8 protein-coding genes are annotated in these 13,208 nt (G+C 56.7%); 1 reads left to right on the top strand and 7 read right to left on the bottom strand.

Going from position 1 to position 13,208, the window contains the following annotated elements; genetic code table 11:
• Positions 1-137: 137 nt before the first annotated feature.
• The 4 genes from HPT27_RS11765 to HPT27_RS11750 all read right to left on the bottom strand — a co-directional run bounded on the left by HPT27_RS11765 (position 138) and on the right by HPT27_RS11750 (position 6,900).
• Positions 138-3,341: an error-prone DNA polymerase gene (locus HPT27_RS11765; protein ID WP_235950871.1), complete on the bottom strand. Its 3,204-nt coding sequence runs from the start codon at positions 3,339-3,341 to the stop codon at positions 138-140.
• 2 nt (positions 3,342-3,343) lie between these two features.
• Positions 3,344-4,819 carry a Y-family DNA polymerase gene (locus HPT27_RS11760; protein ID WP_172243443.1) on the bottom strand — a complete coding sequence of 492 codons (1,476 nt, stop codon included), beginning with the start codon at positions 4,817-4,819 and terminating at the stop codon, positions 3,344-3,346.
• Positions 4,820-5,294: 475 nt separating this feature from the next.
• Positions 5,295-6,224, bottom strand: coding sequence for a translesion DNA synthesis-associated protein ImuA (imuA, locus tag HPT27_RS11755; protein WP_172243440.1), 930 nt, complete (start codon positions 6,222-6,224; stop codon positions 5,295-5,297).
• A gap of 94 nt (positions 6,225-6,318) precedes the next feature.
• The gene (locus tag HPT27_RS11750; RefSeq protein WP_172243437.1) at positions 6,319-6,900 is read right to left on the bottom strand and encodes a LexA family protein; all 582 of its coding nucleotides are present in this window, start codon (positions 6,898-6,900) and stop codon (positions 6,319-6,321) included.
• Between the two features lie 310 nt (positions 6,901-7,210).
• Between HPT27_RS11750 and HPT27_RS11745 the strand changes: the two genes are divergently transcribed.
• Entirely contained in the window at positions 7,211-7,765 is a 555-nt protein-coding gene (locus tag HPT27_RS11745; RefSeq protein ID WP_172245315.1) for a GspH/FimT family pseudopilin, read from the top strand.
• A 195-nt stretch (positions 7,766-7,960) separates the two neighbouring features.
• On the opposite strand, the gene HPT27_RS11740 is transcribed toward HPT27_RS11745, so the two are convergent.
• Genes HPT27_RS11740 through HPT27_RS11730 form a run of 3 tightly spaced genes read right to left on the bottom strand, consistent with a single transcriptional unit; the run spans position 7,961 to position 13,194 of the window.
• Positions 7,961-8,485, bottom strand: coding sequence for a type IV pilin protein (locus HPT27_RS11740; protein ID WP_235950870.1), 525 nt, complete (start codon positions 8,483-8,485; stop codon positions 7,961-7,963).
• A 15-nt stretch (positions 8,486-8,500) separates the two neighbouring features.
• Positions 8,501-12,583, bottom strand: a complete 4,083-nt coding sequence (locus HPT27_RS11735; RefSeq protein ID WP_172243431.1) for a PilC/PilY family type IV pilus protein — start codon at positions 12,581-12,583, stop codon at positions 8,501-8,503.
• 50 nt (positions 12,584-12,633) lie between these two features.
• Positions 12,634-13,194: a pilus assembly PilX family protein gene (locus HPT27_RS11730; protein WP_172243428.1), complete on the bottom strand. Its 561-nt coding sequence runs from the start codon at positions 13,192-13,194 to the stop codon at positions 12,634-12,636.
• Between the last annotated feature and the right edge of the window lie 14 nt (positions 13,195-13,208).

The following is a 13,208-nucleotide window of genomic DNA, read 5'->3' as shown; positions in this document are numbered from 1 at the left end:
TTACCGCCAATCTTGACCGCCGCTTCGCCAAAGCGTGCGCTGGCGCACACGGGGACTCGCTGCGGTTTCCGTTCTTTCTGGATCTGCGATGCCCGGGCCCAGCCGCGCCGGCAGGCCGTTCGTTAGCCAAGCCAGGCTCAATGGAAATCCCGCGAGGCGGTTGGCAGCGCCGCAATCAGCTCATCCAGCGCCAGCATGTGCTCAACCACCACATGCTGAACGCCGTCGCGGTTTTCCAGCAGGCCGGTCACCCGCAGCAGATGGCTTTGCAAGATGGCTTGACGATTGCGCTCCTGGACATCGCGCCAGAGAATCAAATTGGTGTTGCCGGTTTCGTCTTCCAGCGTCATGAACAACGTGCCATTGGCGGTTTGTGGGCGCTGCCGGTTGGTCACCAGACCAGCGATGGAGATGCGGCGTTTGCCCGGCAAGCGCGGTAAATCCTCGGCCCGTTTGCAACCACGAAATGCACGATGCTCGCGCAGCAGCGCCATCGGATGCCGCTCCAGCGACACGCCAACGTAAGCGCGGTCGGCAATGATGTTTTGCGCCTCGCTCGGCTCCGGCAATTGCACCTGAGTATCGCGCAGCGCCGTGCTGACCAGACTGGCCTGTTCGCGACCGAGCGCCTGCCAGTGCGCCTGATAACGATGCCCCACAAGCGAGCGCAGCGCCCCGGCGCGCGACAGGCAAAGCAGCGCGGCGCGATCAAGCCCTGCCCGCTCCGCCAGTGCTTGCACATCGTTCAGGGACTGACCGGTTTGTTGCAGAGTACGGCGTGCTTGCTCGATCGCATGCGCCAAGGTTTCGGCAAACCCTTTGATCAAGCGCATGCCAAGGCGAATCGCAGGCGCGCCGGTGGCGCCGGCTTCCAAACTGCAATCCCAGTTGCTGAACAGCACATCAACCGGGCGGACTTCGACGCCGTGGCGTTTGACATCCTGCACCAGTTGCGAGGGCGAATAGAACCCCATCGGCTGGCTGTTGATCAGCGCCACGCAATAAGCGGCCGGATAATGAAACTTGAGCCACGAGGTGGCATACGCCAGCAAAGCAAAACTGGCGGCATGCGATTCCGGAAAGCCGTACTCGCCAAAGCCCAGAATCTGCTGGCAGATTTGTTCGGTAAATTCCGGCGTGTAGCCATTGCCGCGCAAGCCTGCTTGCAGTTTGTCGAGGTAACGCTCCAGATCACCTTTGCGCTTCCAGGCACCCATTGCCCGGCGCAGGGTGTCCGCTTCCTCTGCAGTGAAGTTCGCCGCCACCATTGCCAGTTGCAGCACTTGCTCCTGAAAAATCACCACACCCTTGGTGCGTTTTAACACCGGAATCAGTTCTTTGCTCGGATACGGAATTTTGTCTTCCGGCAGTTGTCGACGCTGCAGATACGGATGCACCATGCCGCCCTGAATCGGCCCCGGCCGGACAATGGCCACTTCAACCACCAGATCATAATAACTGCGAGGTTTCAGTCGTGGCAGCATGCTCATTTGGGCGCGGGATTCAACCTGGAACACGCCAACCGAGTCCGCCATGCAAAGCATGTCGAACACTGCTGGCTCTTCCTTCGCCATATCGCCCAGCGTTGGTCGATGGCCATAATAGCCTTCGATCAAATCCTGACTGCGATGGATTGCGGTCAGAATGCCCAGACCCAGCACATCGACTTTCAACAGTTTCAGCGTCTCGATATCTTCCTTGTCCCATTGGATAACGGTGCGATCAATCATGCTGGCATTTTCCACTGGCACCAGATCCGAAAGCCGCGTCTTGGCAATGACAAAGCCGCCGACATGCTGCGACAAATGGCGCGGAAAACCGATCAATTCCAAGGTCAGTTGGCAAAACCATTGCACCAAGGGACTGGCCGGATCGAGTCCCAGCTCAGCCAGGCGCTGCAGCAGGCTGGCCGGCTCATCCCACCAGGCCAGTTGATTGCCGATCTGTTCGATCAAAGTCAGTTCAAAACCCAGTGCCTTGCCGATATCCCGAATCGTACTGGGCAGTCGGTAGCAGATCACCGTCGCGGCCAGCGCAGTCCGACCGCGGCCGTATTTCTTGAACAGATACTGGATGACCTCTTCGCGGCGCTCATGCTCGAAGTCGACATCAATATCCGGCGGCTCACGCCGACTGTTGGATAGAAAGCGTTCGAACAGCACCTCGATTTTTTCCGGATCGGCCTCGGTAATGCCGAGCGCATAGCACACCACCGAATTGGCGGCGGAGCCGCGGCCCTGACAGAGGATGTTCTGCTCCCGGGCAAAGCGGACAATGTCATGCACGGTCAGAAAGTAATGCTCGTACTGATGCTCGGAAATGAAAGCCAGTTCTTTTTCGATCAGTTGGGCACTCTTGCTCGGCATGCCCTTGGGCCAACGCATGCGCGCGCCCTGCTCGACCAACGCCCGCAAGTGCGCCGCTGCGGTCGTTCCTGCCGGGACCACTTCGTCGGGATACTGGTACTGGAGTGAACTCGGGCAAAAGTTGCAGCGATCGGCAATGCGCACGGTTTCTGCCAGCCACTCGGCCGGATAGCGCTGGGCCAGCCGGCTGCGTGGCTGCAGGCATTTCTCGCCATTGGCCAGCCGCTGCAGGCCTAGCGCCGACACCGTGGTACGTGCGCGTATTGCACTGAGCACATGGTGTAGCGGCAGCCGCGATGACTGATGCATTCGGACATCACCAACTGCAGTAATTGGCAATTGAATTGCCTCTTGTAACTGCACCGCATCTTGTAGCTGTGCTGTCTCGTTTAACTGAGCTGCAGTTTGCAATTGCGTCGCCAACTGCCGGCGCCAGACATCCTGACCGTCCTGACAGCAATTGACCCCGAGCCACAAGCGATCCGCAAATGCAGACCGCAAGCGCCGCAGCACCGCTGGCCAGTCGCCCAGTTCAGTCGTCGGCTGGCTCAGCGGCAACCAGATCGCCAGACAGTCGGATAAGGGCTTTTCCAGATCGGCATCGAGCAGTGTGTAATCGCCTTTCTCCGCGCGACGCCTGGCTTGGGTAATCAATGCCGACAGCTGACCATAGCCTTGTTGATTCATCGCCAGCACAATGAGCCTGACACCCGAGTCGGTCGTGAACTGGCTACCGTAAATTAGCTTCAAACCGCATTTCTGTGCTTCGGCATAGGCCCGGACGATACCGGCAAAGGAGCACTCATCGGTGATCGCCAACGCGTGATAACCCAGTGCATGAGCTTGCTGCACCAACTCCTCTGGATGCGAAGCCGATTGCAAAAACGAAAAATTGCTCAGCGTCTGCAGCTCGGCATAGGCCGGCTCCATCGATTCGGTGGACATTGCAATCGTTTGCTCAAGAATGCTGGTCATGATCAACAACCAAACACGCCGTGCAGATACCATTGTCCCGGTGTCTGGCTATCACGAAACAACCACAGTCGCTCACCGGCGGGATTGCGGGCAATACGGTATTCGCGCTGGGCCCATTGCTGCTGCCACCACTCGGATTGCAACCATTCCGCTTCCGGTTCGAAACACAACGGGCCGCGATACTGCGGCACATCGCGCAGGGATTTGAGCGGTTGGGGATGCGCCAGCAAAACCAGTGGCCGCTCGGCCGCCACGGCGGGTATTTCATCAGCGGATATCGCATCGTCGGCAGTCGTGGCCGCCACGGCGCGGATTGTCATGGCATGTTCCGGCCACCAACTGGCCGCGACAGCAAACTGTTGCACGGCACTATCCCCCAGCCGTGCCCGCAAAATACTGAGCAGTTGCTGCTCATGATTGCGCTCATCTTCCTGACTGGCGAATAGCTGGGCACGTGTCGGCGTCAATGGCACAAATTGCTCGGCCTTGACGCTGATCTCCAGCACCGGCGCCAACAAGGGCTGTCGCTCCAGCCGCAAACGGCAAAGACTCAACCATTCGCTGGCGAGCCAGCTCGGCGCAACGGTACCAACGTTGATCGCTTGCGGCTTGCGCCGGTGTTGGCCGAGCAGAATCTGCAGTCGGTTGACCGCCAGCTGACGGGTCCGCAAATAGCTTTCAAGCGCCAGAAACAGCCGCCGGATAGGAAAGAGCAAGGCATCGACCTGATCGGTTTCGCGCGGCAGTTCAATCGATTGTTGAAACGTCTCCGGTAACTGAAACGGCGCAAACGTGTCCGGCTGCTGCGCTTGTAAACGCGCCAGGTAATCGAGCAGCTCCTGACCAAAGCGTCGGCCCAGCGCCGGTCGTGGCAGATCCAGCAAATCGCCAATGCGTTGCACGCCAATTTGCTGAAAATGCTCCAACCATTTCCTTGGCACACGGCCGTCACGACTCAGACAGCGCAGTGGTGCTTGCCGCAGCGCTTGCTGCAAGGCGATAGGCCCGGTCTGCGTCAGTGTCGGCAGACGGCTGAGCACCAGTGCCGCGGTTGCGCCCCAGCCAAATTGGGCTTGCACGCTGTAACCCAGCGCTGCTATGGCATGCTGCAGTTGCTGCAGCAATTGTTGAGGCTTCCGGAACAACAAGGCACTGCGTTCGATCTCCAGCAAGATGGCGCCACCTTGCGTCAGCTGAACATCACTGCTGAATTGCAGGGCGATGGTGGCAACCTGAGCACGGGCCAAGGCTTCGGCTGAATCGGTCCGGGTAAAGATGGTCAAGCCTGGCACCAGCGCTTGCGCCATCGCCAGACTCATGCCACGTTTGATGCCAAGATGCTGTGCGGCCGGATTGGCCAGCCAGATCAAGGTCCGCTGCTGAACGGTATGAGAAATCACGGTCGGCTGTGTCGACGGCACCGGAAACGGCAGAATTTCCAACGCCAGTTGCGGCAGCCACAAACAAAGCCAACGCATGACGCCACCCCACTATCGTGCTGACCGCCCTGAGCGCAATGCTTGCTGACTGTCTGAATTATCATTGCCGCAGCAATGCGTATCGCAATGACACACCAACTGCTGGCGTATTGAAGCTCGGAGCTTTCGTTGCGGGAATCCAAAAAAAGACTGCGAGCAAAGCACGGCTCAGTGTAGTTAAGGAAGCCCTGAATAAATCATGAAATCAAAATCAAGCTATCACCCCGGCGAAAGCGACCGCAGGACGTGCCCTTGGGGTAGCTAGGTCCATTTTTTCGATAAAAATGGATTCCGGCTTTCGCCGGAATGACAGCACCATAACTTATTCAGAGCACTCTTCATTTAATCTCAATGCAATAGCAGATCTGAAACACAGATTTAGGCTAGATAGTCCTCGACAAAAAAAGACGCTGCCATCCATGGCAGCAAGGTGACTGAAGCCTGTCGAGTCTTAAATCATCTGAGCACACGCCACTTACCGCTCGGCTTGCTCACGGGTATGCGCGACTGCCATCACTGCCGACGCGGCGGTCGAGACATTGTGCTTTGCCCCGGCGGCATTTGCAGAACCATCGCGAACCGACCGCTCGCGGGTGCCGTTCGCAAACAAGTGCAACGATCCGGCATCGCTTACCCGATTTTCCGCGTTATCTTTTTGGCTATCCTTTTCGCTGCCTCTTGCACTGCTGCTTGCGCTATTTCCTGCACCATCCATTACGCGTTTTATCGCGCTGGTTATTACGCCATTTATTGAACGGTTTCTCGCAAAACCAGGCGCAACCACTGCCCGCGGTGCCGGCGAGGTTGGCACAGTGAATGTCGTTGTCGCCGCCCCACCCCGCCGTTTCAATACCTGCACCTGAACGCCACCCGGCGCCGCCTGCAACTGCATTCGCAAGCTGGCTGGCGTCGTCTGTCGCTGCGCAGCCGGTGGCCGTAGCAGAAAGGCATAACTGCCACCGCTTTGTGCCGCCAACTGCAGGCGGCGCAAGCGCTCGGTATTCAGTGCTTTCGATTGCAGCAGCACCGCGCCACCCTGTGCCAAGCGCAGGGCCTGCTCTGCTGCCCACGGCGCCTCATCTTCCGATGCCCGCACCAACAAGCAACGCGACAAGCACAAACCGGCTTTCTGCCAAGCCGGCGCATACGGTGGTTGCTCGTGGCCAATCCAGATCAACAGGCGCTGCTGCTGACTCAACTGCACCAAGGCCGGCAGCAATAATTGCCAAGCCAGCACCGGTTCACGACACAGCAATTCACTCAGGCTGGCCATCGGCCAACCGGCACCGTACAGCTCACGATCCAACTGCGGCCAACCGGTCGGCAAAACGGCCGTCGCCTCACCGGTATCACGTCCGCGCCAGAGTTGGCGCTGATCCAGCAATTGCTGCAGTGAGGACGGCATCGTGACCTCCGCTCCGCCCGCTACCCGGCCAGCGACAACAAGACCGCTCGCCGCCCTGAGCGCCTTGCGGCGACTCGTTGGCGGCTACCTACTCTCAGCGTCCGTATTTGCGCGCCAGACCGACCAACACGCCATAAATCTCCAGCGTGCGTTCCGGCTTGATCACCGGGTACATCTTGTTGCACGGGATCAGTACATATTCACCGCTGATCCGGGCCAATTTTTTCAGGGTCAGCCGACCATCAACGTAAGCCGCGACGATGTCACCCTCCTTGGCCTGACTGCTCAGCTCCAGCACCGCGACATCGCCATCCTGAATACCGGCATCGATCATCGAATCGCCGCGAACGGTGTACAGCACCGTCCGGGACGGGTGCTCAACCAAGAAGCTATCGATGGCAAAACCATCGCTGCCATCGTCCTGCATTTGCTCGTTCGGTACGCCGGCGGGCAGATAGGACGGCGCCATGGGCCGGGCGAAAAAGCTCTCATCCGGCAACCAGCGGTTGCCTTCTTTCTGCAGATACCCGTGCTCATGCAGGCGGTCGATGACCTTCCAGACCGCGGTCGATGACACGCCCCAGTCTTTGGCCAGCTCGCGGCAAGACGGAATGCGGCCGAGCTTGCGGTAGCGATCGCGCAGCCAGGCCAGCCGGTCATGGAAGCTTTGACTCATATCGCATCCCATTGAATTAAAAGCGGTTAATGCCATTGCGTTAGCGTCGTTAACCTTTTGTTAACCATAGCTTAGCGCGGGCATTCTTGGCCGGCAAGCGGTTTTTGCAACAGAAGATCCAGACAGCTGAGCCCGCCACGGGAATTGTGCCGGCAAGCGTTATGGGCAAGTTCGCACAACAGTGCGCGAGTGCTGCGGGCGACGCGATCCCGGCAGATTTCTACAATGCGCCTCGACCTGCAGGATGCAGGACATGCGCAAGTCGCCAAATAAAAAGGCGAAGCGCCGCGACCAAGAACCGGAGGGAACCATGAAAAAAGCGCAGGGATTTACCCTAGTGGAAATGCTGATGGCATTGGCAATCGGCAGCGTCACTTTGACCGTCGGCGTCAACAGCATGCAGGACCTGGTCACCCGCCAACGGGTCGATGCCTATACCGGCAACATCCTGCAATCGATTCACAGCGCTCGCCAGCACGCCATTCTCAAACACCAACCGGTCACCGTTTGCGCCAGCGAAGATGGCCAAACCTGCAACGACAACTGGTCAACCGGCCACCTGCTCTTCATCGACCACAATGGCAATCGTGAGCTCGATGAAAACGACGAAATCCTGAATCACATCAACGGCAGCAGCCCGAAAGATCCGGTGCATTGGCGCTCATTTCGGGTCGCAGACACGCTGCAGTTTCTGCCAACGGGAATGACCAGCCACCAAAACGGCACATTCACCGTCTGCGGCCTCGGCAAAGCCGATCATGCGCGTGCAGTAATCATTACCAAGATGGGCCGGCCGCGCATGTCAACGGACAGCAATGGTGATGGCATTGATGAAGGTGCGGATGGCCGGCCATTGCGCTGCTGAATAGCGCCTGACTCGGCAGCAGCTCCCCTCCCGTATGCCGCTACCTTGAAAGAGACAGACGCAGAACAAGAATCAACTTTCGTGCTGAGCACGTCGAAGCCTGAACGAGCCGCAAAGAAAAACAGCTGATGCTCAACAATCAGGCAATAAAAAAGCCCCTCGGTGGGGGCTTTTTTATTGCTCAGTAACAGAACGTCAAGGCTCCGGATCCAATTCGGCGGCGCCATCGGAACACGGTGCCGAGCTCCCTTGCGGCCAGCAGCCCCATATCTCACCGCCCTTGTCCGTCCAACGCTTGGCGCCTGCGCTATCAAGCTGCAAGCCACCATCACGTGAAGACCACTCTGCCGTTGCTGTCGCGGTCAAGACGAAACGCCGGCCATCGGCTGAGAGTGCTGATGTCAGGCTATATAACGGGCCGGCACCGTCATCAGGCACTGAGCCACTAACAATCTCATTGGCACAGCCCTCGCCGGTGAAACAAGCATCGGTATAAGAGAAATCTGGTCGGCCAGCTTTGTAGCGCGAAAACGCCTCAGCCGCCGACTGCAATGCAGACATCGCCTGAGCACGCCGAGTTTTGGTGATATGTTCCTGATAAAAGGGATAGGCCATCGCGGCCAGAATACCGACGATCGCAATCGCAATAATCAGCTCGATCAAGGTAAACCCCCGGGGGGGAGCCAATCCCGCCCGGGTCATATCAGCTTGCAATGCCATACTGCGCCTCATCAATTATTGCGCCTGCCACTTGACTCGTTTTACCCGTTCTTTGGCATTGGCGAAATCAAAGCCAGAAATCACCGACGTACCCAACAGGCCAACGATATCACGTTCACCGACCAGCAACTGCAATGGAACGAAGCCGCAGGTCGCGCAGTTGGCAATGTTGATGTAACGGTCACTACCATCGACCAAATTGTTGCCATCGACATCCTTGATGGGGTTGCCATCAGTCAGCGAGAAAGCATAGAGCCGCGAACTGCCGGTACCGCCACTGCAATCAACCGAACCGGACGAAGAGTCAGGCGGCAGATAGGTACCAACATAAACGATACCGTTCAGGATGGTCGCCTGCGCGAGCACCTTCTCGCCGTCTGTACCGAAATCATAATACCAACCCTTCTTATCAGCCGTGTCAATGGCCTCAAGTGCATCAAGATTGTCACCATCACCATCAGCATCACCAACAATATCGGTGATATCAACCAGATCGCTCATCGTGACATCGGTCGGAATCGTGCTGGTGAAGGCGCCAAAATCACGAATCGCGTAAAAGTAGTCATTGATCGTGACATCCAATGGACGCTCACGGAAACCGGAACCAACAGTGACAGCAAGGTAATCATCACCAGGACGCTCAACCAAGGCAACATCCACCCGCGCAAAGAAGCGGCGGTTGCTGGCCTGATCCACACCCGTCTGCAAATGCGCCATACGGCCACCAGTGATGGTGCCAGAGGTCGACAGATCAAAGCGGAAGACCTGAGCCCGGGTGTCGGTTGCGTAAACATGGTCAATAAAACCATCGTTGTTCAGATCGATGGCTGCCACATCAGCCGGGATGCTGTTGGTCATGGTCGTGAGTCCAAGCGCATCCGAGCTCCACAGCTGCTCACCAGTTGCCGCATCGGCGATATACACCGCATTACCGACACCATCATCAAGCGGCGCACCATTGACATCCTGGGTGACGTCATAGCCGGCACCGAAAATCATCACCAGCTTCGACACACCACCCCACTTGATCTTGCCAATCACCGGTGCGGACCACGTCTGCGCAAGCTTCGGATAACTGCCTACTGACGGCAGATCGCGACCCATGATGTATTTCAACCGCGGGGCAGCCGGGTTACTGATATCAAGCACATAATAGTGATCGCCGCCGCGGCGCATGCCGACAACCAGATAGGCACTTTCAGTACCAACATTGATCACACCATCCCCGTTCAAATCTTCAAAGAACGGGACAATGCTGCCATCGACGCCATAGGGCTTCTGCTGGCCTTCAACATTGTCACGCAGAGTCTTGATGTGACCCAGCAACTCCTTCGGCATAAATGCCCAGGTCTCAGCACCAGTATCCGGGTTCAGCGCACTCAAGGTTCCCGTGTTGGTTCCGACAAAGACGCGCAGGAACTCGGTGCCGCCAGAAGTCTTGTAACGCAGCAAAGTCGGCCGCGAATGCAGCGGGTCACCAAACAGATGATGAGCATCTGTAGTTGAAGTATCGCCATCGACATCGTCGACATCGGTACCACGAGCCCACTTCAGCAAGGCGGTCCGCTCAGTCGACGACGAAGCACCCAGCATCGCTTGGGTAATTGAGGAATTGCCATCGGCGACCGAGTTACCAGATTGAATCAACAGCACATTGGAATCACCGACAATATTGCTGTAAATCGTCCGGCTATTGCTCAACTGCGAGGCAGCACCGCCTTCGCCTGGCTTGTTACCATCGATACCCGGCGACCACCAGCTTTGTGCCGTATCCAGGAACTGATCGCTGAGCGAGTTGATTGCCGAATTTCCATTGACATCGCGCAATTCGTCGCCAACCAACTGGTAACGTTTAACGTTGCCCGGCCAGCGAGGCTTCAGGGTCGGACCAAACACCGAGAAATACAGCTGGTCTTCGTGGCGCAGCCGGTTCGACTGTGAGGTCGTCACACCAGCCGACACAAATGACCCGTTCGACTGCAGAATGTTGTTCACAATCTGACGGAAAGCATCCAACACCAAGTCAGCATTGCTGGCTTGATAGTAGCCCCCGCCGCCTGCGTCCGCAGCGGTCTCCAAAAACGGGGCATCCACATCGAAGCCGATGAAATGCGAGTTAACAGTTTGCGTCGCCGGCAAACCACTTTGATCGCGGTTATGCAGATACCCTGCAATCTTGACGGTGCAATCGTCGCCATTACGGCCAGTTTGGGTTTCGCCCGCTTGACCGGTACCCGCAATGCAGGTGCCTGCGCTCGGCCATGATGCAAACGTCGTGCTGGTCGTCGGCGCATGCCACGTTGGCAAACCGTCCGTCAGGAAGACAATATGACTCTTCTGGCAGCTGTCGGTAATCGGGCTACGATAGACTGGAGTGCCGTTGATTTTTTCGTCTTTGCACAGGGTATTGAACGGGTCGAGCACCGGATCGCAACCGGTCGGCACAGAGTGGGTACCACCAGTATAGGAATCCGGATGCGAAATAAGATTCTTTGCACTGCCGTTACGAGTTTTACCGTACAGCACATTATTGCCACGGTAATACAAGCCCGCCTCAAGCAATGTATCGGAAATCGGCGTGTAGCCGTTTGCAACGAGTTCATTGACTGAACGCTTCATCTCATCACGGACGGTATAGTCTCCCGTTGAAAATACGGTCTTGTAACGAACATACAAGCGTGGCCCGCTAGAGCTTGAGTACGCTTTGGCGTGCTTGCGATCTCCCGATACGTAGGTCAACACCATACCCAAAGCATTACCGGATACCCAACCGGCACGACTGGTAATTTCCTTTACGATATTTTTGAGATTTTCCGGATGCTGCGGCGTCACCTGCCCATTCACCCAGTTGCGGAACGTCACGTTCTGGGTTGCCGTAGTCTTGGGTACGCCCGGCGGAATGGTCGTCGTGGTAAGTGAGTTATTGGCCGTCCCGAACGCGACAAAATTGTCCTGAGCAACGCCCTCGACCTTGGCAACAGTATCCGTTGTTGTTGAGTTGGAAGCGGCGGTGAATTCAACATAAGCTTCGGTCACATCCGCGTCCTTCGGAACGGCAAGCCCCGGGAAACGAATGCCAATCGCACGATCATTACTGGTCCGCAGACTCAGTGTGGAACTGTTGCTCGACACCACACCCGACCAGTTTTGGCCAACATCATCGGTATCGACCAACACCTTCGATGTTGCCAGCTTGGTGTAGCAGCCATTGGCACCAGACGGCAATGTACCGTCGTATTGCACCCGAAGCATTGGCGCTTGGGTGGCATCACCATCGTAGCTATAACCAGCACGCAGATTGGTACCGGAGCCCTCGCGCCGGATCATCAGTACAATAGAATTGCCACCACACCAAGTGGACTGATTCACAATTTCTTGAATAATGGACGAAATGTCAGTGGTAACATACTGGTCACCAACTGTTGCGAAATTTACCGGCGACCACGTCACCGAGGCAGTGGTCATAGCCCGACTGCTGATATTATTGGCCGTGGCGGCAAATGCTGGCGCACTGGCGACTTTCTGACCGTAAACCCGAACCGTCATGGTTCCGCTATTGGTCTGTGACGCCTCCATCCCGAGTGATGCACCAACAATCTGGGCACCTTGTGGAATATCCAGCATATTGAAACGCACGCCGATCCATTTGGCGGACCCCGTATCTTCCATCATGTCCAAATCAGCATCGCTGATATTCACAGCGCCAGAGCTCGCCTCTTCCGCATCATCAGCACTGGCAGATACACGAACAGAAACGCGAGGGTCAGCCGGAGCATCGATATCGGTGACTGGATAGACAATCGGACCGCCTGGTACGGTATAACGAGCCAAGCCAACGTTGACATCCTGCACTTCAGACAAAAGCTGATTCATTGCGTTTTTGACAATAACCAGTTTTGACAGCGACCCGCCACTCGATGGCGCATCGCCCATCGACCCCGACGTATCGATCACAAACAAGATATTCGGCTGCGTTTCAACGTTGTACGCGGCATTGAAGAAAATCTCGGTATCCTCAGCGAGCGCAGCGGTCGAGGCCAGCATGTAGGCCATGCTCAGGGACGCCACTGCGGCCTGTTTGAAACATTTCGCGTACATATCTGTTCTCCTACGCAAAACCTGCCGATAATCAATCTGAATTGGAAATATCAGGGGATTGCTGCACTGTTGGATGCAGAAATCGAAACCAGCCAGCCAGAAACAGTGCTGTTCACATCACCAACTGTCCCCGTACCGTTGACACGGAAGCCATGACATTCGGCAGATGTTGCTGACGTGTTCACCGTCATTGAATAACCAGAACACATCGCCGTCGCAGGTCCGACATGGGAGACAACAACCTGCGATGTCAACACGGGCGTATCACGGTCGCTATCTATCATAGTTTCGTTAGCACTAAGGTTGCCGGTATTGTCAACAAAATAGGTGGCACCGCCAGGGGTCTCCGATGCGGTATTCAACACCCCGCCGTCCTGCAACAGTTCCTCTGTTGTCAGCGCCCAGGTTGCCGACACCCCGGCATCGGCAACGCTCGTGGCAACCTCAACTTGCTGAGTGTTGGATGCCATGAGCGATTGCAGCAAGCCTCCCCGCATAGCACTGATGCCGATAATCGAGAGCACCAATAAAATGACCAAACTGACAAACAAGGCAGCGCCCTGCTGTTGCGTCATTGGCTGCTGGCGAAATTTTCTGGTAACGGGCGTCATTGTCATCTACTCAA

It is taken from the genome of Permianibacter fluminis (assembly GCF_013179735.1).
GTDB classification, from domain to species: domain Bacteria; phylum Pseudomonadota; class Gammaproteobacteria; order Enterobacterales; family Permianibacteraceae; genus Permianibacter; species Permianibacter fluminis.
This window is presented reverse-complemented; position numbering and strand designations above follow the sequence as displayed.

Coding starts and splice junctions, on each gene's coding strand:
- HPT27_RS11765 (WP_235950871.1), bottom strand. CDS start 3,341: ATGACCAGCATTCTTGAGCAAACGATTGCAATGTCCACCGAATCGATG.
- HPT27_RS11760 (WP_172243443.1), bottom strand. CDS start 4,819: ATGCGTTGGCTTTGTTTGTGGCTGCCGCAACTGGCGTTGGAAATTCTG.
- imuA (WP_172243440.1), bottom strand. CDS start 6,224: ATGCCGTCCTCACTGCAGCAATTGCTGGATCAGCGCCAACTCTGGCGC.
- HPT27_RS11750 (WP_172243437.1), bottom strand. CDS start 6,900: ATGAGTCAAAGCTTCCATGACCGGCTGGCCTGGCTGCGCGATCGCTAC.
- HPT27_RS11745 (WP_172245315.1), top strand. CDS start 7,211: ATGAAAAAAGCGCAGGGATTTACCCTAGTGGAAATGCTGATGGCATTG.
- HPT27_RS11740 (WP_235950870.1), bottom strand. CDS start 8,485: ATGGCATTGCAAGCTGATATGACCCGGGCGGGATTGGCTCCCCCCCGG.
- HPT27_RS11735 (WP_172243431.1), bottom strand. CDS start 12,583: ATGTACGCGAAATGTTTCAAACAGGCCGCAGTGGCGTCCCTGAGCATG.
- HPT27_RS11730 (WP_172243428.1), bottom strand. CDS start 13,194: ATGACGCCCGTTACCAGAAAATTTCGCCAGCAGCCAATGACGCAACAG.